Source organism: Aeromonas bestiarum, assembly GCF_000819745.1.
Taxonomy (GTDB): domain Bacteria; phylum Pseudomonadota; class Gammaproteobacteria; order Enterobacterales; family Aeromonadaceae; genus Aeromonas; species Aeromonas bestiarum.
The window spans coordinates 1-21,678 of sequence record NZ_CDDA01000035.1 but is presented as its reverse complement, the minus strand read 5'-3'; the positions used below and the strand labels follow the sequence as shown (position 1 = coordinate 21,678).

Genomic DNA, 21,678 nt, shown 5'->3' with positions numbered 1-21,678 from the left:
CGATCAGAGCAGGGAAAAGGCTTGCCCTGGGCCGTGGACAGATCACAGATTGGCCGCATCTCCTGTCGCAGGGCTTGCATCCTGCCGGCGGGTTTGGGACGGTATGGCTCTTTGTATTCGTGTCCGATGTTGGAGGTGATATGAGTAGTTACCAGGCTATTGCGTTAGATATGGACGGTACCCTGCTGACCCGGGATCACAAGATCTCGTCCGCCACCCGGGCCGCGCTGGCCCAGGCGCGGGCCCACGGCATCAAGGTGCTGCTGGTGACGGGGCGCCACTTCATGACGGCCCGTCCCTTCCATCACGAGCTGGCCCTCGACACCCCCATCATCTGCAGCAACGGTGCCTACCTCTATGATCCGGTGCAGGAGAGGATCCTGGCGGGAGATCCGCTGGCGGTGGCCCCGCTCACCGAGCTGTTGGCCCAGGTCGAGGCGCAGCAGATGGGCGCCCTGTTTCACCTGAGCGAAGGGATCGGCTATATCGGCTGTGAGGATCACATCACCCGGATGCGCCACTGGTCGGCCAATCAGCCGGATCATCTCAAGATCTCCCTGCTACCTGCGGACGATCTGGCGAGCTGGCTGAAGAATCCGATCTGGAAGCTGGAGCTGTTCAACCAGGATCCCGCCCGCCTGCATCAGTTCATGGGGGAGGTGGTCGAGGCCATGCCCTTTACCCGTGACTGGGCGGCGCCCTATGCGGTGGAGCTGGTGCAACCCGGTTGCAGCAAGGGCAACCGGCTGGCCCGCTGGGCCCAGAGCGAGGGGATAGCGATGGAAAACGTGGTGGCCTTTGGTGACAACAACAACGACATCAGCATGTTCGAACAGGTAGGGCTGGCGGTCGCCATGGGCAATGCCGCCACCCATGTCCAGGCTCATGCCGACCTGGTGACCGCCGATCACAACGAAGACGGCATAGCGCTGGCGTTGCAGCGCTGGGTGCTGCCGTCGTAAAGGTCCAGCCGGGCCGGCGCAGTGAACTGCGGCCGAGCCCGCTTGCATTAATTGCCGAAGGAGAACTGGATCACCCGGTCCGGGAAACGGATCCGGTTATAGTCGCGGCGCAGCCCCTCGTAATGGCGGATGGCGCGCTCGCGCTGGGCCCGGTAGTAGTCGCGCTGCTTGCTGTCGTTCTCATTGCGGATCTGCCGCTCCAGTGTCTCGATGTCGCGCTCTGTCCGCTCCATGTCGCTCCTGAGGTCGCTGAGCTGCTTCTCCACCAGATATTCCTGGCGGCCGCGATCGTACTGGGTGAGGAAGCTGGCATCGTTGGGGCAGACCCCCAGATACTCGGCGCCTGACTTGCCCTTGCTGTAGGCGAGCTCCGGAATGCAGTAGAGCTCCAGCCCCTTGGCATAACCTCGTTTCCACTCCGCCTCGTCCACCTTGAGGCCGTATTCGCCACAGGTCGAGACATAGTCACGGGTCGCCTGACGGGTCTTGCCCTGCTCTCCATCCTGATAGCCCAGGTTGTACCAGCTCATGGCGCGGCACTCCTCTTCCGACAGCGAGCTGCAACCGGCGAGCAGAAAAGGCAGGGTCAGCAACAGGATCTTGGGGGACATAAACGGGCTCCAGCATGGATGATGGGGGCATTCTAGTGAGGATGCCGGGTCAGGACAAGGGATGAGGGCGGGTCTTGGCTGGCGCCGTTTTCTGACGTTTTTGTCACTATTGGCGACGGGCCGGGGCGGGAGGGGCGGCTCACTTTCCTTGTGGTCATGGGCGAGGTAAACTGCGCCATCTTTTAACTGGCGCGTAACAAAAATAATGAAAGTCCTGACCGTCGATTACCGCTCGCCCGATGCGGCGCAGCGCTTCACCGAATCCCTGCGTACCACCGGCTTTGGCGTGCTGACCCACCACCCCATCCCGAAAGAGCTGGTGCAGTCCATCTATGACAACTGGTATCGCTTCTTCATGAGCGAACAGAAGCAGGATTTCCTGTTCAACCGCGAGACCCAGGATGGCTACTTCCCGCCCTCCGTGTCCGAGGTGGCCAAGGGTCACAGCCAGAAGGACATCAAGGAGTACTTCCATATTTACCCCTGGGGCCAGATGCCGGAAGAGCTGAAGGTGCAGGCGATGGAGTACTATCGCCTCGCCAACGATCTCGCCGCCGAGCTGCTGGGCTGGGTGGAGCAATACACCCCGGCCGACATCGCCGCCCACTACAGCTGCCCGCTCTCCTCCATGATCGAAGAGAGCCAGAAGACCCTGCTGCGGGTGCTGCACTATCCGCCGTTCGACGGCACAGAGGCGCCGGGTGCCATCCGCGCCGCCGCCCATGAAGACATCAACCTGCTGACCATACTGCCCGCCGCCAACGAGCCGGGCCTGCAGGTGAAGGGATCCGACGGGGAGTGGATGGACGTGCCGTGCGATTTTGGCACCCTGATCATCAACATAGGTGACATGCTGCAGGAGGCCTCTCGCGGCTACTACCCCTCCACCACCCACAGGGTCATCAACCCGACCGGCGGCAGCGCCGCTAAGTCCCGCATCTCCCTGCCGCTGTTCCTTCACCCGCGCCCGGACGTGGTGCTCTCCGAGCGTCACACCGCCCACAGCTACCTGATGGAGCGGCTGCGGGAGCTGGGGGTTATCTAGTCCCAAAACGCACACTCATGACAGCCAGAACCGGAGCAAAAATGCTCCGGTTTTTATTTGTTGGCACGATAGCGCGTTAAATCGAACTTAATTAGGCAATGATGCCAATAAATCGTTTTTTAGCCAGATAAGCGGCGTTGTGATTGCGTGGCCCTGACCGTACTCTGAGCGCCATTTCGGGCCCAGGTGGTGGGCACCTGTATTGGAGTTCTTATGAAGCAGTCCCAATGGTCATCCCGGCTCGGTTATATCCTGGCCGCCGCAGGCTCCGCCGTCGGTCTCGGCGCTATCTGGAAGTTTCCCTATGTGACGGCCGCCAACGGTGGCGGTGCCTTCCTGCTGGTGTTCTTGCTGTTCAGCTTCACCCTGGGGGTGGCCGTGCTGATGGGGGAGACGCTGCTCGGCAGCCTGAGCCGCCGTGGTGTGGTGGGGGCGTTTAGCGCCCTGATGGGCAAGCGCTGGCGCTGGGTCGGGGCCATGGGCCTGCTCTGCAGCCTGCTCATCTTCAGCTTCTACAGCGTGGTGGGGGGCTGGACCCTGGGTTACACCGGCATGGCGCTGGCGGGTAGCCTGCAACATGGGGATGGCGCCGCGCTGACCGCCCGTTTCAACGACTATGTCGGCGATCCGCTCTGGCCCGTGCTGACCCACCTGCTGTTTGCCGCTCTCACCTGGTGGTTCGTGCAGGGCGGCGTGCAGCAGGGGGTGGAGCGCACCCTGCGCTGGATGATGCCGGCCCTGTTCATCATGATACTGCTGCTGGTGGCCTTCGGCCTCACCCTGCCCAACGCCATGGCCGGGGTGCGCCACTTCCTGATGCCGGACTTCAGCAAGCTCGGCATGTCCGGGGTGCTCGATGCCATGGGGCTGGCCTTCTTCTCCCTCTCCATTGGCCTGGGCATTCACACCACCTATGGCGCCTACTTGCCTTCCAGCGATGGGGTCGGCCGCTCCAGCCTCTGGGTGGTGCTGCTGGCGAGCCTGATCGCCGTGCTGGCGGGCTTGATGATATTCCCCGTGCTGGCGGCGACCGGCATAGACCCCGCCGCGGGTCCGGGGCTCACCTTCATGACCATGCCGGCCGTGTTCCAGCAGTTGCCGTTCGGCCAGGGGCTGGCGGTGATCTTCTTCTCCTTGCTGGTGGTGGCTGCGCTCTCCTCGGCCATCTCGCTGCTGGAGCATCTGCAGTGCTTTATCTGCGAGAGCCTGGGCTGGTCGCGTCGTGCGGCCTGCGGCCTCATTACTCTGCTGGTGATGGTGAACGGCATCCCGGTCAGCCTGTCGTTCGGCCCCTGGGCTGAGGTGACCCTGTTTGGCAAGAACATCTTCGAGCTGCTCGACTTTGTCACCTCCAACCTGATGATGCCCATGTTCGGGCTGGCGCTCACCCTGTTGCTGGGCTGGAAACTGGGTCAGCAGGCGCTGCCCCGTGGATTGGCACAGCACTGGCGCACCCTGGTGATGGGCTGCTGGCGCTGGCTGGCCCCCTTGCTGATCGGCGGCATCCTGGTGCGGGGATTGGTGTAACTAGGGTTGGCGGACGCTGGCTGGTGCGGCTGCTGATCAGTGGGGCCTGGTGCGGGGGCTGGTGTAAAGGATTCAGGGTTGAGCGGGCGGCTGAGCCTGTCCATCTCTGGCTTTGACCTTGTCGATGGCGGCCTGCCAGCGGGCGATCACGGCGTCATCCTCGCTTTTGGAGAAGGCGATGTAGAGCCAGGACTCGTGCAGCAGCACTTCTGAGCTCACCACGCTGCGCGGGGAGAAGCCCATCTGGTCCAGGGTGGCGCTCATGATCAGATCGCCCATCGGAAAGGCATCTATCTTGCCGAGCACCAGCCGCTCGACGGCCTCCTCGACCGTCTTGTAGCGCACCAGATTGGCATAGCCCTCATGGGTCAGCCGCTCGTCATCGGCACTGCCGAGTAGGACGCCGACCCGCTCCAGCTGGCGCAACTGGGCCAGGTCGGTCAGCGGCTGGCTGCCCCTGGCCTGGTAGATCAGCACCCGGTTCAGAAACAGCGGCCCCACCCACTTGAACTGTGCTTCCCGCTGGGGCGTGCGCAGCACCACGAACATGGCAAAACCCGGCTCGGCCCGGGTCAGGGCCAGCGCCCGCTTCAAGGGATAGAGCTTGATGGGGTAGTTGACCCCCATCTCCTGCTGGGCTTCCCGCACCAGCCGAACGGCCAGCCCGCCGAGCTGGCCATCACGGGACTGGGTGAAGGGGGGCAGCTCATGGCTGAGCAGGGTCAGGGCGGGGTGTGCCGACAGGGTCAGGCTGCCCAGCAGTAGCCAGGGGAGAAGCGTCCATTTCATGCGGTATCCGGTCAGGTGTGTCACGTCAGTGCATCCATGCTGATCAGGGGCACTGGCCTGCCCGCAACGCGGGGGAGGGGCGTGTTGCCCCCTGTTTCGGCGGCTAATGTGCCCACAAAGGCTAAGACTATTATCGTTCAACGGATTGGCCGAGCGAGGCGCGGTGCGCATTTTTCCTGCATGGAGAGCGGGCTGCGCCGATTTTTCAGCCAGATTGAAAAATTTTTATCAACTATGTGTCAATTTTTCTTTCCATGGTTTAGGCTGTGGCTCCTTTTTGGCGTTCAGGTCACCCTATTCATGTCACCGATTTTCGCGCTGTCCGGCCGATTTTTTAGCTCGCAAGAGAGGTGACCTTGCACGCGCAGTTTGTCTGAATGTTCATTGCAAAGGTCGCCACCAGGCGGCCTTTTTTGTTGTTACGTATTGTGTTGTCAGCCATGGAGTATCGATTCGATGTTGTCTTCCCCGGAGGTTGTATGAGCCAGGTTCAGTGGTCTTCCCGTCTCGGTCATGTGTTGGCGGCGGCCGGCACGGCCATCGGCCTCGGCGCCATCTGGAAGTTTCCCTATGTGACGGCCACCAATGGCGGCGGTGCCTTCCTGCTGGTGTTCCTGCTGTTCAGCTTCACCCTGGGGGTGGCCGTGCTGGTGGGGGAGACCCTGCTCGGCAGCCGCAGCCAGCGCGGGGTGCTCGGCGCCTTCAACAAGCTGGTGGGGCCTAACTGGCGCTGGATGGGCTACATGGGGATATTGTGCGGCTTCTTCATCTACAGCTTCTACAGCGTGGTCGGCGGCTGGACCGTGGGCTATGCGGCGCTGGCTGTGGCGGGCAAGCTCAACCTGAGCGAGGGTTCGGCGCTGACCGCCCTGTTCAATGGCTATGTCAGTGACCCCTGGTGGCCCGTGCTGACCCATCTGGTGTTTGCCGGGCTGACCTGGTGGTTCGTGCAGGGGGGCATTCAGAAGGGAGTGGAGCGGGCGCTGCGCTGGATGATGCCGGCCTTGTTCATCATGATGTTGCTGCTGGTGGCGGTGGGGCTCTCCATGCCCGGCTCCATGGCCGGGGTGCGTCAATTGCTGCTGCCGGACTTCTCCATGCTGACCGGCCAGAGCGTGCTGGATGCGCTGGGGCTGGCCTTCTTCTCCCTCTCCATCGGCCTTGGGGTGCACACCACCTATGGCGCCTACCTGCCGAGCAGCGAGGGTGTGCTGCGCTCCGGGGTCTGGGTGGTGACGCTGGCGAGCCTCATCTCTGTGCTGGCGGGGCTGATGATCTTCCCGGCGCTGGCGTCCACGGGTATTGACCCGACCGCCGGGCCAGGGCTCACCTTCATGACCATGCCCGCCGTGTTCAGCCATCTGCCGTTTGGTCAGGGGCTGGGAGTGGTGTTCTTCCTGTTGTTGCTGGTGGCGGCGCTCTCCTCCTCCATCTCCATGCTGGAGCATCTGGTGCGCTTCACCACCGAGGAGTGGGGCTGGTCCCGCCGTGGCGCCTGCCGGGTGCTGACCCTGCTGATCATGGCCTCCGGCATCCCGGTCAGCCTGTCGTTCGGTCCCTGGAGCGAGCTGACCCTGTTTGGCAAGACGATTTTCGATCTGCTGGACTACCTCACCTCCAACCTGATGATGCCGCTGTTCGGCCTGGTGCTGACCCTGCTGCTGGGCTGGCGACTGGGAGACAGCATATTGCCCGCCGGCCTCTCTCCGCTGCTGCGCTTCGGCCTGCTCTGGTGCTGGCGTCTGGTAGCGCCGCTGCTGATCGCCGGTATCTTGGTGCGGGGCCTGCTGTAAGCCGGGCTCTATCTCGGCATCTGAGTGAAGCCCGACCTGTGTCGGGCTCAGTTGGGGGGCGTGCTGGGCAATCTGGGGTTCAGGTGTAACCTGATCTGCTGCAGCGTCTTCTGGTACGCCGCCGCATGGTGCTCCATGAAGGAGGCGCTGTGAGTCAGGCGCCGCTCCAGCCGGTCGACCAGCAGCGCCACCTTGGGGGCCGGCATGCCGGCGGGCCAGCACAGTTGCAGCAACTCAAGCAGTTGCCAGGCATCGCCGGGCAGCGCCGGAAACTCCTCCTGCAGGGTCAGGGCGTACTGTACGGCGAGCTGATGCTGGCCGGCCACTGTCGCTCTCTGCCGCTCCTGGCGCAGATAGGTCAGCCGCTGTTCACGGCGCTCCAGCTGTTGCATCTGGTCTGTGACCACCTGCTTGAACAGCTGCTGGAGCAGGGGGGACGGTGCCACCCTGGCCTGATACTGGCTGAGCTGCGTCAGGTAGCGCTGGGCGTGGTGGGGCAGGCCGCAGAACTGGCTGACGGCAAAACCGAGCAGCTGGTTGAGGTGATTGTCCCGCGCCGTCTCCGGCGGGTGTCTTGCCAGCAGCACCAGGGCCTCGTCGAAGCGGTAATCCAGGCTCAGCATCAAGGCCTGCAGCAAGGCATCCTCATGGGCGCGCAGGGTCACGGCCTGACTGAGGTACTGATACTCCTGCTGCAACGCGCTGATCCGGGCCGCCGTGGGGTAGTGCCAGATCACCGCCAGACTGGCGTTCAGAATGAAATTCTCGATGGATATCCGGAATTTGTGTTCGGAAAAGAAGCGCAGGCTGAGGGCGTTGGCCTGTTCGAGCGCCTTCCCCTCGTCTTTGAGCAGCAGGGCCAAGAGGATGGCGGCCTGGCGCCACTCGGGCTGCCAGGGTTGCTTGTGCAGCAACTGGTTGAGCACCTCCCAGGCAGATTCCCACTGTGACTCGTGCAGCAGGCAGGCCAGCATCAGCTCCAGCTGTATGCTGGGTGGCAGCCGCTCCTGATTGCGGGCCAGATCCTTGCGCGCGCTGTCCAGCTTGTTCAATCCCAGCAGTGAGTGGATCAGGCCCTTGCGCGGCCACCAGGCGTCGTGTTCCGTGGTACACATGGCATAGTGCTGGGTGGCGTGGAAGTGATCCTGCTGCTGCAGCAACATGTAGCCCTTGACCCTGTCCAGCAGCGGGCCCAGCTCCTTGTGCTTCTGTTGCTGATAGAGCAGGTCTTCACACAGGGCGCAGCCGATATGCCACTCCCTCAGCTTCATCGGGGCGGGCAGGGGGCGGGTCAGCCCGGTCAGCAGCACCAGATCGCGCAGGCAGAGCGTCAGCTGCTCTGCGGTGAACGGCATGGGCAGGTGCAGCGGGAAGTAGAGATCCGAGGGGGGATACTGGAGCGGATCGTGATCCTCATCCAGCAACAACAGCACGCAGCCCGGTTCGAGCAAGCCCAGATAGTGCGCCTCCTGCAGCAGGCGGATCCCTTCGCGAGCCTGATGGCGATACTGGCGGCAGATGACGGCATCGAACGACTGCTGACGCAGCAGGGTGGGCAGGGTGGTGAGCTCTTTGCAGTGGATCAGTTGGGATGGCGCAATACCGTGCTCATTCAGCCCCTTGGAGAGGGCCGAGCTGAGCATGGCATCGTCTTCGATCAACAGGATCTGCATCCTTGGCACTCCTTTGCGGGATCACAGTACGAGGAAGTATGGCACGCAACCGGATTCAAAAAGAGCTAATGTTATCGCCCAGCCACGAGCCCGGGTCAATCCCTCCTCCGGTCAAGATAGTGGAGGATTGATGAGAAAGACCACAACCCCCCCATAGGCGGGGGTCTGCGCCAATCTCGTTTCCCAGGCGGGATCCCACTCTCCCCCCTGGGCCAGTCCCAGCTTGAACGGCAGGGTCAGCCGGTGCAGTGCCTGCAGATAGCGGGCGTAGCCGGGTTCTGTCCTGCGACCCCGATAAGTCTGTACCACCATCTCGTCGATCACCCCGGCCAGCGCGTTCAGCTCCCCTATGTCGCCGGTACGGGTCCAGTCCAGCAGGCCAGTGATGCTGATGGCGTAGCGGGCGGGCAGTTGGCGTCGCAGCTGGCGCAGGAACTGGCCATAGTCGTCCAGCCGATGGGTGCGGGCATCGAAATCTATCTGGATGCCGCGCACTTTATTGCCCTTTCGCTGCCAGGCTGCCAGCTGGTTTTCGAGGTTCTGCAGCAGTCTGGCATCCCAGTCGAGCCGCTCCACCCGATAGGCGAGCCACAGCTCGCCGACGGGCAGCTTGCTCGGCGCTATGCCCTGCCCCTGAAAACGCAGGGGCTGGCGCGCATCGAGCGGGCCTATCTCGCCCTGATGCAGATAGAGCCGCTCGGCCTGTTGCAGCACTGGCTGGGGTCTGACCCCGGCCCACAGCCAGAACTGCCGATACTGGCTCGCTTCGACGGCGGCCCCGGCATCCGTGCCGAGCAGGGCCAGCATCACCAGTAATATTTGAGCTGCTTTGCCCACTGGCTGGTCCCGTGTTGCTGCTTGAGGGTATTGAACCAGGCCTTGCGCTGGTTGACGGACACCTGCTGACTGCCACAGCCGTTGCTGCCGCTCGGGGCGTAGCAGTTGATGGCGCGATAGAGGGCGTAGGCCTTCTCTTCCCTGGCGGCCTTGGGATTGGCAATGACCCTCTGATACCAGTCGAGGCGGCTGCTCTGCTTGCCGGCAAACAGATCCGGACTGCCCGCCAGGGTATCGGCCCCGGGGCGTGACAGCAGGGGATCCCAGTCCAGCCCCTGCGCCAGGAAGAACTCGCCCAGGCAGTTGAGCGCCTTGGGCGACCTGGGATTGTCGGCCAGGGTGGTGACCACCGAGGTCAGGGCCGGGCACTGGTAATCCTGGCTGCCTTGCCAGTCGAACGGCGCCGTGGCGGGGCTGCCCGCCAGATCCTGCAGGAAGCCCCGGTAGTCGCCATGGGTCAGCTGTTTGTAGCTCAGGGTATGGCTGGCGCGCTGGCGCAGGGTGTCGGAGGCCTGTTCATCCCGGGCCATGCGGCGCAGCAGAGGTGCGGGCGCCACATATTCCAGCAGCGGAATGCGGTAGTGATCGCTCCTGATGGGGCTCTCCTTGGCGAAGATCTGCTCCAGCTGACCGGCCCGTTCCAGCGTCATGGCCAGGGCCAGCTGCAACAGCTGATCCTGCAAGGGGGTCGGCTGGTTGGCGAGCAGGGCGCGCCACTGTTGTTCGGCGGCGGGCCACGCTTGCCGGGCCGCCAGCGCCATCCCCTTCAACACCTGCTGACTGAAGGCCAGGTTATCCAGAGGGCCTGCGCCGAGCGCGGGGGCGGCCGCCACCACGGCGTCATAGTCCTTGGCGAGGTAGTAACGCTCCGCCTGCTGCAGATAGGCAAGCCAGGCCGGGTTGCTGGCAAACTGGGAGGTCTGCTGCGTCAGCTCGGCGGCTTGCAGCGGCTGCCACTCATCCCAGCTGTCATGGATCCGCAGCCGGCGCAGATCCTGCACCAGGGTCAGCATGGGCATGACCGCCGAGCCGGTGAAGCCGGGCTGCATCAGCAGCTTGAGATCGATCTCGTTGACCAGATCCGGCGCGCTCTGTCGTTGGCTCGCCTGCAGGTAGCGACTCGCCAGCAGCTCCTTGTCTCCCTTGAACCAGGCCAGCCGACGCAGCAGCCCGGTGGCGGAATCCAGATAGCGCCCCTTTGGGTAGCGGGCGCGGTAGTCGCCGATGAGCTGCTCGCTGCGCTGCACGGCGGCCTTGTCAATCTGGTTGCGATCCAGAGTGCCCCAGTCGTCGAAGGCGTTCTGCTGGGACAGGTTGAGGGCGACCCGGATCCGCATGTAATCGGCCGTCTCCTTCAGCCAGGGCTGGTCCTGCCCGGCAAGGGCGGCAAACAGGGCGTCGGCCTGTGCGAACTCCCCCTGATAGAAGTGTTGGCTGGCGGTCAGGTAGTCGGCGAAACCCTGGGCGGCGGGCGACAGCGGCGCTGGCTTGCTTTGGTCTTGAGCCGTGCCCAGATCCGCATCCTGCGGCTGACCGCACTGACCCAGCATGGCCAGCCGCTGGCTTGCCAGCTGGCTGCGATCGTTGGCGGTGAGTGCCGGCGTCTGCGCCAGTGCCTGCAGGAAGGCTTCGGCCGAGACGGGATTGTTGCTGATGCAGCGCCCCTCGCTCCAGCTGTTGGCCCGGGTAACGGCCGCTTCCGTGGTCGCGGTGTCTATACCCAGCGAGGTGGCCAGTACCAGCAGGGGATCCGGCCCGGCGGGCCCTGTGTCGCCGACGGCCGGGCTTATCAGCGCATCGACCGTGAAGGGCAGGGGCAGGGCCCCGTCGGGCAGTGAGAAGGCCTGCTCATCGGCCAGCAGCAGGGCCAGATTGGTGCGGGTGTCGTTATCTGGGGAGAGAAACGGCAGTCCGTTCAGATGGCACTGGGCGGCGGTCAGTTGCAGGGTGAGCGGCGTTTCGCAGCCATCCGGGCCGCAGGCCAGCACGGGCAGGCTGCACAGCGCCAGCCACAGGGGGGGCAGTTTCATGGGGGAGATCTCCGGCCAGGGGCAGGGGGAACGGGATGGGGGCAAGCTACAAGATGTGGCCAGCCCTTTCAACTGACCATAGGGGCAGGTGCCTGGCCTACTGCAGACCCGGGCCTTTGGCGGAGAAGGGACAATCGTTCTGGCGGATCAGGCGGGAACCCTGGCCGTCGCGGCCCTGCCAGCTGAGGGCAAGCTGGCCGAGGCGACCCAGGTGGCGCAGCTCGAATTCGTAACGCAGGCAGGGGTTGTCGATGGGCAGGGTCGTCATGCCATCCGGCAGCCGGTAGTGGTAATTGAGCCGCGGCCCATCCTGCAGTTGGCGCTGCACAGGCTGCAGGCCCTCTTGCGTCTGGGCTGGGGTGGCCAGCGCGCGGCGCAGGCTGAGCGGTGCGTCTATCGCCTTCTGGTAATGGAGGCCGTTCATGGCCGCCAGCTCCTCCTCCAGCCGCTGCAGCTCCCCTTCCAGCCCGGTCAGCGCGGCCCCCAGCTGTTGATGACCGGGCGAGGCACAGCCCCCCAGCATCAGGGTGAGGAGCAGGAGTGAGACGCGGGTCGGGTGCATGGGCTCTCCTTCGAGCGCGCGGATCTGGGCTTATTGGGCCAAACAGTGGCTGACTATAGCAGGGGATTGGGGGGCGGTGAGCCCCGCAGCAGCTGCGCCAGCCGCTCCAGCCCCTCGGCGACGCGGGCATCCGTGGCCGGTTGGCTCAGGCTCAGCCGTACCCCTTGTGGCGCGGCGAACTGGCCGGCGGCGAAGTGTTCCCCGCTCGCCACCCCGACGTCAAGGGCGTTGGCCGCCTCGGCGAACGCCTGGCTGCGCCAGGGCTCCGGCAGCGGCAGCCAGGCGTGCATGGATCCCGCCTGCCAGCGGGCTCCCGGCAGCAGGTGGCGAAGCAGCTCGCCGCGACGTGCCAGGATCTGCCGCTGCTGCTCGACCAATGGCATGATCTGGCGTTGGCTCACCAGCTTGCAGGCCAGCTCGATCAAGAGCGGACTCACCATCCAGCTCGACAGCCGCATCGCCTGGGCGAAGGCGTTGCGCAGGGCGGGCGGCGCCAGCACGAAGCCGACCCGCAGGCCGCCGCAGGCAATCTTGGCCAGGCTGCCGAGATAGATGACCCGCTCCGGCGCCAGGTTGATCAGGGGCGCCACCGGGATACTGGGCAGCAGGCCGTTGACGTCATCCTCGATGATCAGCAGATCGTGGCGGCGGGCGATGGCGACGACGGCCTCGCGCCGCGCCTGGCTCATGATGGCGGTGGTGGGATTTTGCAGCGTGGGGGTGAGGTAGAGCAGCTTGGCTCGCCGCGTGCGGCAGGCGGCCTCCAGCGCGGCGGGGAGCAACCCCTCTTCATCCATCGCCAGTCCCACCACCTGATTCTTCAGCTGGCGGGCATTGCCCAGCATGCCGGGGTAGCTGAGCCCTTCGCACAAAATGGTCTCTCCCACGCAGCCGGTGGCCAGCAGGGAGAGCATGATGCCGTGCTGGGCGCCGTGGCTGAACAGCAGGCGCTCCTCGCTGCCGTGCACCCCCTGCTCGGCCAGCCAGTCGATGAAGAGCTGGCGCTGGCCGGGCTGGCCCGCCTCCTTGTCGTAGCCGAGCAGGGCATTGAGATCCCCGTCGGCCAGCTCCCCCAGCATGGGACGTATGATGGCGGCCCTGTCCAGCTGCACTGGCAGGTTCTGCCACAACTCGATGCGGTGCCCCTCCTCCTTGCGGATCACCCACTCGTTGGCCGGATCCATGCCCGCGCCTTTGACCCAGGTGCCGTGTCCCACCTTGGCGGCCAGCAGGCCGCGTCGCTCCGCCTCCCCATAGGCGCGGGTGATTGTGCCGACCGTGACCCCCAGCCGATCCGCCAGCGCCCTGTGGGTAGGCAGCCGGGTCTGAGGTGGCAGGGAGCCATCGTGAATGGCCTGCTCTATGGCCTTCACCAGCTTGAGATAGAGGGGGCCGTCGAAGGGGGTCAGGTCCGGAGTCCAGATTGTCATGGTGACAATAAATCCATTGATCCAAATTTGTTCGCAATATAGCGTGAATTTACACCCAATAACAATCAAGAATGGCACATTGTATCGATACAATGTGTGCAGTTCAGGAGTCAATGATGACGATAGAATGGTATGCCACCCTGTTTGGCTTCGCCGTGCTCACCTGTGGCACGCCGGGCCCCAACAACCTCATGCTGACCGCCTCCGGCGCCAACTTCGGGGTGCGCCGCACCCTGCCGCACCTGATGGGCGTGGCTGTGGGTCAACCCGTGCTGCAACTTGTGCTGGCGCTGGGGCTCTATCCTCTGTTCGAGCGCTGGCCCCTGCTGCGGCTGGGGCTGCAGATCTTCGGCAGCCTCTATCTGTTGCTGCTGGCGTGGCGCATCGCCGTGGCCGGTGCCCCCGGTGATCCGGCCCGACGCGCCCGTCCGCTGACCCTGCTGGAAGGGCTGGGCTTCCAGTTTCTCAATCCCAAGGCCTGGATGATGGGCATCTCCGCCATCAGTCTGTTCAGCCTGACCGGGGCCAGCTACTGGCCGAGCCAGCTCGCCGTGATGACCATGTTTGTGCTGGTGGCCCTGCCGGTCTGCTTTGTCTGGGTCTTGTTCGGCCATCAGCTGAGCAACTGGATCAGCACGGATCGGGGCTGGCGGCGCCTCAATAGCTCCCTCGGTGTGCTGACGGCGCTCTGTGTGGTCATGCTCTGGTATTGAGCCGCGCCGCGCTGGCGGCTAGCAAGAAAGAGCCATTTCTGACTTGTCGCCGCGGGGCTGGCTCTGCATATTAGAAGGCTTGCCGCCGAGCCGGCGTTTGTATCACCAAGAGGTTGAGATGGATCTGAACTGGTTGTTTCCCCTGGCGGGCTTTGCCCTCATCACCTGCGGTACGCCGGGCCCCAACAACATGCTGCTCACCAGTGCCGGGGCGGCGCAGGGTTTTCGCCGCACCCTTCCCCTGCTGGTGGGGGTAGTCGGGGGGATCAATCTGATGATCCTGGCCACGGCGCTGGGTCTTGGCGTCATGTTTGAAAAGGTGCCGCTGCTGCACGACGGCCTCAAGCTCATCGGTTCGGCCTACCTGCTCTGGCTGGCCTGGAAGGTGGCGACCGCCAGCGGCCCGGCCGAGGGCAACCGGCCGCTCATCCCGGCCCATCAGGGCGCCATGCTGCAACTGCTCAACCCCAAGGCCTGGATGATGGCGCTCTCCGCCATCAGCGGTTTCACCCTGGCGGGAGAGGCCTACTGGCCCTCCGCCATCTGGGTGCTCGGCATCTTCTTCGTGACCGGCCTCTATACCGGTGCCTTCTGGGTGCTGTTCGGTGCCCAGGTGCGCCGCATCATCCGCACCGCCCGTGGCTGGCGTCGTTTCAATCTGGGCATGGGGATCGCCACGGCGGCCTGCGTGCTGATGATCTGGATTTAGTCCGGGCCTGACCTTGAGCCCGGGCCTTTACCGGCTGTCTTGTTGGCCCTGCGGGGCCTTTTTTATTCCATTGGCGACGTGGTGAGCGGCGCCCTCTGTTTGGTTTGTACAAGGAGGTCTCATGAAATGTATCGGTCTGCTGGGTGGCATGAGCTGGGAGTCCACCGTCAGCTACTATCAGGCGCTCAACCGGGGCGTGCGGGCGCGGCTCGGCGGCCTGCACTCGGCGCGGGTGCTGCTGAGCAGCGTCGACTTTGCCGAGATAGAGCGGTTGCAGCACGTCGGCGACTGGCCCGCCACCGCCCGCCTGCTGGCGGCAGAAGCGCGGGCCATCCAGGCCGGCGGCGCCGATTTTCTGCTGATCGGCACCAACACCATGCACAAGGTGGCGCCCGAGATTGAGGCCGCCATCGACATTCCGCTGCTCCATATCGCCGATGCCACCGCCCGTCGCCTGCAAGCGGACGGGATACAAAGGGTCGGGCTGCTCGGCACCCGCTTCACCATGGAGCAGGATTTCTACAAGGGGCGGCTGCAGGACAAGTTCGGGCTGGAGGTGCTGGTGCCCGACGAGGCGCAGCGGGAGCGGGTACACCGCATCATCTATGACGAGCTGTGCCTTGGCGACATTCGCGACGCATCGCAGGCCGAGTACCTGGCCATCATAGCCGGGCTGGCCGAGGCGGGCGCCCAGGCGGTGATCCTGGGCTGCACCGAGATTGCGCTGCTGGTGGGGGAGGCCGAGGCGGCGGTGCCGCTCTACGACACCACCGCAATCCACGCCGAGGCTGCGGTGAGTCTGGCGCTGGCCTGAGGGCATGGCGCCCTCAGGCCAGCGGATCAACGGCCAGCCGGTGGCACAGCACCGTGCCGGCTGGAAGGACATAGTGAAAGTGGAGGGCGGGCGCAGCGAGGTGCTGGTGCGTTTCGATCACCCGGCGCCGAAGGAGCGGGCCTACATGGCCCACTGTCACCTGCTGGAGCACGAGGACACCGGCATGATGATCTCGTTCACGGTGGAAGAGTAAAAAGATGGCCCGAACGGGGCCATTTATTCATTTCACTGGTCAGATCTCACTATCTACGCACATCACATACCCCTTGGCATAAAAGCGTGTAAAATTGCGCCCTGAATTTCCCGGCCAACTCGGTTGGCCGCGACTCCTTACATGCAAGGCTGACACTGTGACAGAAGTAGATAGATTCGCGGACATTCGCCCCTACCGCGATGAAGAAGTGCCGGCAGCCATAGAACGGCTGATCCGGGATGATGAATTCGTTGGCGCCATCGCCAAGTATCGTTTCGGCTCCCTGATGAGCTGGCTGGGCTGGGCCATACGCCCGCTGATCCGTCAGTTCCTGCGCTACAAGTGGTCCAAGGTGACCACCATTCATCAGGTGCAGATGGGCGTGACCCGTTACATGTCCCGCATGATTGCCACTTCCACCAAGGGCGTGACCTTCTCGGGGATCGAGCACCTGAAGAAGGAGCAGGGCTACCTGTTTGTCTCCAACCACAGGGACATCGCCATGGATCCGGCGTTCGTCAACTGGGGACTGCATACCCACGGCTTCGATACGGTGCGCATCGCCATCGGTGACAACCTGCTGCGCAAACCCTGCGCGACCGAGCTGATGAAGCTCAACAAGAGCTTCATCGTCAAGCGCTCCGCCAAGGGGCCGCGGGAGATGATGAAAATGCTCGGCGAGCTGTCTGCCTACATAGGCCAGTCGGTGCACGAGGGTCACTCCATCTGGATCGCCCAGAAGGAAGGGCGTGCCAAGAATGGCGATGACAAGACGGATCCGGCCATCCTCAAGATGTTCTATGTGGACGGCAAGAAGCAGAAAATCGACTTCGTCGACTACATGCGCAGCCTCAACATAGTGCCGGTCAGCATCAGCTACGAGCTGGATCCCACCGACAAAGCCAAGGCGCGCGAGCTGTACGAGAAGTCGGTCAACGGCAGCTACGAGAAGGGCGAGTTCGAGGACATCGAAAGCATAGTCGCCGGCATCGTCGGCCAGAAGGGGCGGGTACACGTCTCCTTCGGCGCCCCCATCACCGAGGGGTTCAGCGATCCGGACGAACTGGCGGCGCTGATCGACAAGGCGATCTGGGGCAACTATCGCCTCTTCCCGGGCAACTACCTGGCCGCAGATGTGTCCGGCAAGGCCAATACCATAGAGCAGGCGGCCTTCCTGACCCGTCAGTCAGAGGTGCCACAAGAGCACAAGAGCATCTGGCGCGCCATGTATGCCAAGCCGGTGGAAAACGCCCGCAAGGCTTGAATGAAACCGGTTGTACGAAAAAAACGGGAGCAGATGCTCCCGTTTTTGCGTCTGGTCAAAGTCGGCGGCGATGGAGTAGTGAATAATATTGTTTCAGCTGGTACGATCACTGGGCGAATACGCTTGCGCCTCTTGGCAAGCTGCGGATGAGTGTGTAACAGTGGCCTCATCACGCTCGGCACGAGCAAATGCTCTACTCCTGTCTGCACGGATTGCAGACGGTGTGACACAAGGACCTGAACAGGGTCCTTTTTCATTTTGCGACAAAGATGTCGCCTGAATACACCTAAGGATCCGCTCGCCATGATCACCGGCAGTCTGAATACCCTGCAGCGCACGCCGCTGCCCGCCCCGCTGGATAGCATCATGGCCGAGGTGGTGAAGAGCGTGGAACAGTGGCTGAATGCGCCGCTCGGCAAGCGCGAGATCGACGGCCTCACGCTGTTCTGTCTGGTGAGCGAAGAGCTGACCGAGCCGGCCGCGGATCGCCGTGGCGAGTTCCATCAGCAGTATCTGGATATCCAGCTGCTGTTGCGCGGTGAAGAGTGGATAGGGGTCGGGCCTCATGCTTATGGCAATGAGGGTGCCGATCATCCCCATCCCGATCTCTGGTTCGTCGACGACGAACAGACCAGTTATCTGGCGTTGCAGCCCGGCGACTTCGCCATCTTCTGGCCGGGAGAACTGCATCGCCCTCTCTGTACCCCCAACCAGCCGGCTCAGGTGAAGAAGCTGGTGGTCAAGGTGCACAGGGATCTGCTGGCCGGCCTGTAACCGCCGGTGCAGCCTGGCCAAGATGAGTGCACGGAATCATCAGGATCCGCACTTAACGTATTGAAAAATTGGGCGCACTTTCCTGCGACCATAAGCCCCCGGCAGGGGAATCCCATCCACTTCTGGATGACACGACACTGTCGGCATAAAGCCGAAGCACAGGAAGATGTAGAACATGAGCAAGTTGGTATTGATCCTTAACTGCGGTAGCTCTTCCCTGAAATTTGCCGTAATGGACGCCGAAACAGGTGAGGACATGCTGTCCGGCCTGGCCGAATGCTTCAATCTGGATGATGCACGTATCAAATGGAAACTCCACGGGGTCAAGGGCGAAGCCATGCTGGGAGCGGGCGCCGCACACCAGGCTGCCCTCGACCATATAGTGGGTCACATCCTGCCCCAGGATCCCTCTCTGGCCGAGCAGCTGGTGGCCATTGGCCATCGCATCGTGCACGGTGGCGAGCAGTTCTCCCGCTCCGTTCGCATCGATGATGGCGTGATTGCCGGCATCGAAGCCGCCATTCCGTTCGCTCCCCTGCACAACCCGGCGCACCTCATCGGCATCCGTGCCGCGCTCAAGGTCTTCCCGGCCCTGGTCGAGAAGAACGTGGCCGTGTTCGACACCGCTTTCCACCAGACCCTGCCGCAGGAAGCCTATCTCTACGCGCTGCCCTACAAGCTCTACAAAGAGAACGGCATCCGTCGTTACGGCGCTCACGGCACCTCCCACCGCTTCATCGCGGAAGAAGCCGCCAAGGCGCTGGGCAAGCCGCTGGCCGAGCTCAACATCATCAACTGCCACCTGGGCAACGGTGCCTCCGTCTGCGCCATCAAGAACGGCGAGTCCGTCGACACCTCCATGGGCCTGACCCCGCTGGAAGGGCTGGCGATGGGCACCCGTTGCGGCGACATAGACCCCGCCGTGGTCTTCTTCATGCACGACCAGCTCGGTTACAGCGTGGACGAGATCAACCACACCCTCACCCGTGAGTCCGGTCTGCTTGGCCTGACCGAGGTGAGCAGTGACTGCCGCTATGTCACCACCAACTATGCGACCGACGCCGGCGCCAAGCGTGCGCTCGATGTGTTCACCTACCGGGTGGCCAAGTATGTCGGTGCCTATGCCGCCGCCATGGAGGGTCGTCTGGACGCTCTGGTGTTCACCGGCGGTATCGGTGAAAACGCCGCCATGGTGCGCGAGATGGTGCTGGATCGTCTGGCCCTGTTCGGCTTCAAGGTAGATAAAGAGGCGAACAATGCCGCCGTGCTCGGTGGCGAGGGTCCCATCACGGCCGAAGGCAGCCGCCTGGCGCTGGTGATGCCCACCAACGAAGAGCTGGTCATCGCCCGCGATGCCCTGAGCCTGGTCGGCTAACGCCACCTCGCCCTGAATCAACGCCCGGCCTGTGCCGGGCGTTGTCGTTTCCGGCCCCTGGTTGAGCGGCTTGTCATTTGACATGGGGTGGCAGATACGTACCCTGACAACTGTTTCACGCATTGGAGGTAGGGATGAAGGAGATGTTTTTTCACTGGCTGACCGGCATGGGGATCGAAGTCAGCGGCCTGATGGCACTGGTGATCGCCCTGGGCTTTATCGTCCTTACCTCGCTGGTGTTGCACATGCTGTTGCACCGGGTACTTCTGGTGCGGTTGGTTGGCATCCTCGGCAAGACCAAGCAGGTGTGGCTGCCGCCTCAGCTGCAACAGCGCTTGTTCTACCGGCTCGCCCTGGTGTTGCAGGGGGCTGTGCTGCTCGGTCAGGCCGAGATCTGGCTGCCGCGCAAATCCGAGAGCCTGCAGTGGATCGAGATGCTGGCCCAGTTCTGGATCCTGCTGTTCCTGCTGCTGGCGCTGTTCGCCCTGCTCGACTGCATGCTGTCGGTGAGCCGCTACACCCGGCTCGGGCGGGATCTGCCGCTGCGCGGCATCTTCCAGGGGGTAAAACTGGTAGGCAGCATACTGGTCGGCATCCTGATGATAGCCCTGCTGCTCGGCAAGTCACCGCTGTTCCTGTTCAGCGGCCTGGGTGCCATGACAGCCGTGCTGATGTTGGTGTTCAAGGATCCCATCCTCGGCCTGGTGGCGGGGATCCAGCTCTCCGCCAACCGCATGCTGAGCGTCGGCGACTGGCTGCAGATGGACAAGTACGGCGCCGACGGCGAGGTGACTGACATAGGTCTCACTACCGTCAAGGTGTCGAACTGGGACAAGACCATCACCACCATACCCACCTATGCCCTCATCTCCGACTCCTTCAAAAACTGGCAGGGGATGACGGAATCCGGCGGTCGCCGCATCAAGCGCAGCGTCAGCATCGACATGACCAGCGTGCGTTTTCTGAGCGCGGATGAGCAGTTGCAGCTCAAGCAGGCCCAGCTGCTGGCGCCTTATCTGAGCCACAAGGAGCAGGAGCTGAGCGTCTACAACCAGCAGCTCAGCGATGCCTTGAGCTGTCCCATCAACGGTCGTCACCTCACCAATCTGGGTACCCTGCGCGCCTATCTGGACGCCTACCTGCGGGCCCATCCCGGCATTCGCAAGGACATGACGCTGATGGTACGCCAGCTGGCGCCGACCACGGACGGTTTGCCGCTGGAGATTTACTGCTTCACCGCGACCACCGCCTGGGCCGATTACGAAGGGATCCAGGCCGATATTTTCGACCATATCTTTGCCATCATTGAGCAATTTCATCTGCGGTTGCACCAATCTCCCACAGGTTACGATATGCGCACCTGGCAACGGGGATCCGTCAGCAACGGCTAAAACTGCCCGGCGGCGCGCGGGGGCATAAAATCCTGCGTCGCCGCCCCATTTGCTTGTTGAATTTTGGCCAAGAGAGGAGAAAAATGGCGGCCTTCTCTCCGCCCCCGGACCGCCCAGCCGATCCCGGGTCAGCCCAGAGTCTTGAACCACGTCATCCATTACAGGAAAGTTATGAAGCTCCTTCACAATACTGCGGCCGCTCTGTGCTGCAGCCTCGTCTTGGCCGCCGCGCCAGTGCTTGCTGTTGAATATGCCCTGCCTGCGGCCAACAGCCGTCTGGTGGGTGAAAATCTGGAATACGTGGTGCCGGCAGAGGAAAATGGCCAGCCGCTGGAAGCCGCGGCCGCCAAATTCCAGCTGGGTCTGACCAACATGCTCGAGGCCAACCCCAAGGCGGATCCCCTGCTGCTGCAGACCGGCGAGAAGCTCATAGTGCCGCATCAGCTGATCCTGCCGGATGCCCCGCGCGAGGGGCTAGTGCTGAACGTGGCCGAGATGCGCCTCTACTACTACCCGAAAGGCAAGAAGGTGGTGGAAGTGCTGCCCATCGGCATCGGCCAGCTCGGCACCGACACCCCGGAAAACTGGGTGACCAGCGTGCAGCGCAAGAAGGCGGGCCCGACCTGGACCCCGACCGCCAAGATGCATGCCGAGTATGCCGCCCGTGGCGAGAGCCTGCCGGCAGTCTGGCCCGCCGGCCCGGACAACCCCATGGGGCTGTTTGCGCTCTACATCGGCAAGATGTACGCCATCCACGGCACCAATGCCCAGTTCGGCATAGGTCTGCGGGTGAGCCACGGTTGCGTGCGTCTGCGCAACGAAGACATCGAATACCTGTTCAAGAAGATACCGGTCGGCACCCGCGTGCAGTTCGTGAACCAGCCGATCAAGGCCTCGGTCGAGCCGGATGGTCGCCGTTATCTGGAAGTGCATCAGCCGCTCTCCCGCAGCCAGGAGGAGTTCAACTCCAGCCTGCCGGCTCCGCTGCCGATGACCCCGGCCGTGACCCGTTTCATCGCCCATGCCGACAGCGATTCCCAGCTGGTCAAGCAGGCGCTGGAACAGCGCAGCGGCATGCCGATCGCGATCAATCGCTGATCCTGGCGCCAATCGTCTCTAGCCCCGGCCACTGGCCGGGGCTTTTTTTAGGCTCTGTCCCAGTTAT

19 protein-coding genes and 1 pseudogene are annotated in these 21,678 nt (G+C 63.4%); 13 read left to right on the top strand and 7 right to left on the bottom strand.

Annotated elements, in window-relative coordinates:
* Positions 1–140: 140 nt before the first annotated feature.
* Entirely contained in the window at positions 141–962 is an 822-nt protein-coding gene (locus BN1118_RS18255; protein ID WP_043138624.1) for a Cof-type HAD-IIB family hydrolase, read from the top strand.
* 47 nt (positions 963–1,009) lie between these two features.
* On the opposite strand, the gene BN1118_RS18250 is transcribed toward BN1118_RS18255, so the two are convergent.
* Complete coding sequence (locus BN1118_RS18250; protein WP_043557405.1) at positions 1,010–1,573, bottom strand: DUF2799 domain-containing protein; 564 nt, start codon at positions 1,571–1,573, stop codon at positions 1,010–1,012.
* 205 nt (positions 1,574–1,778) lie between these two features.
* Here BN1118_RS18250 and BN1118_RS18245 point away from each other — a divergent pair, with 205 nt between their 5' ends.
* Both BN1118_RS18245 and BN1118_RS18240 read left to right on the top strand, forming a co-directional pair.
* Positions 1,779–2,618 carry an isopenicillin N synthase family dioxygenase gene (locus BN1118_RS18245; RefSeq protein WP_043557404.1) on the top strand — a complete coding sequence of 280 codons (840 nt, stop codon included), beginning with the start codon at positions 1,779–1,781 and terminating at the stop codon, positions 2,616–2,618.
* Positions 2,619–2,831: 213 nt separating this feature from the next.
* Positions 2,832–4,145 (top strand): sodium-dependent transporter, encoded by a 1,314-nt coding sequence (locus tag BN1118_RS18240; protein WP_043557403.1) that lies wholly within the window; start codon positions 2,832–2,834, stop codon positions 4,143–4,145.
* A 72-nt stretch (positions 4,146–4,217) separates the two neighbouring features.
* On the opposite strand, the gene BN1118_RS18235 is transcribed toward BN1118_RS18240, so the two are convergent.
* Positions 4,218–4,934 carry a substrate-binding periplasmic protein gene (locus tag BN1118_RS18235; protein WP_043557402.1) on the bottom strand — a complete coding sequence of 239 codons (717 nt, stop codon included), beginning with the start codon at positions 4,932–4,934 and terminating at the stop codon, positions 4,218–4,220.
* A gap of 479 nt (positions 4,935–5,413) precedes the next feature.
* Here BN1118_RS18235 and BN1118_RS18225 point away from each other — a divergent pair, with 479 nt between their 5' ends.
* Positions 5,414–6,727 carry a sodium-dependent transporter gene (locus BN1118_RS18225; protein ID WP_043557400.1) on the top strand — a complete coding sequence of 438 codons (1,314 nt, stop codon included), beginning with the start codon at positions 5,414–5,416 and terminating at the stop codon, positions 6,725–6,727.
* A gap of 47 nt (positions 6,728–6,774) precedes the next feature.
* Here the strand turns inward: BN1118_RS18225 and BN1118_RS18220 are convergent, their stop codons facing one another.
* The 5 genes from BN1118_RS18220 to BN1118_RS18200 all read right to left on the bottom strand — a co-directional run bounded on the left by BN1118_RS18220 (position 6,775) and on the right by BN1118_RS18200 (position 13,259).
* Positions 6,775–8,400: a response regulator gene (locus BN1118_RS18220; protein ID WP_043557399.1), complete on the bottom strand. Its 1,626-nt coding sequence runs from the start codon at positions 8,398–8,400 to the stop codon at positions 6,775–6,777.
* 111 nt (positions 8,401–8,511) lie between these two features.
* A complete protein-coding gene (locus BN1118_RS18215) occupies positions 8,512–9,237 on the bottom strand; it encodes a DUF3142 domain-containing protein (protein WP_043557398.1) in 726 nt (241 codons plus the stop codon).
* Positions 9,207–11,267 carry a PA5441 family protein gene (locus BN1118_RS18210; protein ID WP_043557397.1) on the bottom strand — a complete coding sequence of 687 codons (2,061 nt, stop codon included), beginning with the start codon at positions 11,265–11,267 and terminating at the stop codon, positions 9,207–9,209. The genes BN1118_RS18215 and BN1118_RS18210 overlap by 31 nt, the downstream gene beginning before the upstream one ends.
* A gap of 97 nt (positions 11,268–11,364) precedes the next feature.
* A complete protein-coding gene (locus tag BN1118_RS18205; RefSeq protein WP_043557396.1) occupies positions 11,365–11,829 on the bottom strand; it encodes a hypothetical protein in 465 nt (154 codons plus the stop codon).
* A 53-nt stretch (positions 11,830–11,882) separates the two neighbouring features.
* Positions 11,883–13,259, bottom strand: a complete 1,377-nt coding sequence (locus BN1118_RS18200; RefSeq protein WP_043557395.1) for an aminotransferase-like domain-containing protein — start codon at positions 13,257–13,259, stop codon at positions 11,883–11,885.
* 116 nt (positions 13,260–13,375) lie between these two features.
* Between BN1118_RS18200 and BN1118_RS18195 the strand changes: the two genes are divergently transcribed.
* From BN1118_RS18195 to BN1118_RS18155, 9 genes and pseudogenes are all read left to right on the top strand, one after another.
* Entirely contained in the window at positions 13,376–13,972 is a 597-nt protein-coding gene (locus BN1118_RS18195; protein ID WP_043557394.1) for a LysE family translocator, read from the top strand.
* A 118-nt stretch (positions 13,973–14,090) separates the two neighbouring features.
* A complete protein-coding gene (locus tag BN1118_RS18190) occupies positions 14,091–14,681 on the top strand; it encodes a LysE family translocator (protein ID WP_043138651.1) in 591 nt (196 codons plus the stop codon).
* Between the two features lie 121 nt (positions 14,682–14,802).
* Complete coding sequence (locus tag BN1118_RS18185) at positions 14,803–15,495, top strand: aspartate/glutamate racemase family protein (RefSeq protein ID WP_043557393.1); 693 nt, start codon at positions 14,803–14,805, stop codon at positions 15,493–15,495.
* 28 nt (positions 15,496–15,523) lie between these two features.
* Positions 15,524–15,709, top strand: a pseudogene (locus tag BN1118_RS18180) (multicopper oxidase domain-containing protein); the annotation flags it as partial.
* 157 nt (positions 15,710–15,866) lie between these two features.
* Entirely contained in the window at positions 15,867–16,973 is a 1,107-nt protein-coding gene (locus BN1118_RS18175; protein WP_042869525.1) for a 1-acyl-sn-glycerol-3-phosphate acyltransferase, read from the top strand.
* A 303-nt stretch (positions 16,974–17,276) separates the two neighbouring features.
* Positions 17,277–17,747 carry a NanQ anomerase/TabA/YiaL family protein gene (locus BN1118_RS18170; RefSeq protein ID WP_043138662.1) on the top strand — a complete coding sequence of 157 codons (471 nt, stop codon included), beginning with the start codon at positions 17,277–17,279 and terminating at the stop codon, positions 17,745–17,747.
* A 175-nt stretch (positions 17,748–17,922) separates the two neighbouring features.
* On the top strand, positions 17,923–19,122 hold the full coding sequence (locus BN1118_RS18165; protein WP_043138665.1) for an acetate kinase: 1,200 nt from the start codon (positions 17,923–17,925) through the stop codon (positions 19,120–19,122).
* 134 nt (positions 19,123–19,256) lie between these two features.
* On the top strand, positions 19,257–20,513 hold the full coding sequence (locus BN1118_RS18160; protein ID WP_043557390.1) for a mechanosensitive ion channel family protein: 1,257 nt from the start codon (positions 19,257–19,259) through the stop codon (positions 20,511–20,513).
* Between the two features lie 171 nt (positions 20,514–20,684).
* Positions 20,685–21,611 (top strand): L,D-transpeptidase family protein, encoded by a 927-nt coding sequence (locus tag BN1118_RS18155; RefSeq protein ID WP_043557389.1) that lies wholly within the window; start codon positions 20,685–20,687, stop codon positions 21,609–21,611.
* The last annotated feature ends 67 nt before the right edge of the window (positions 21,612–21,678 follow it).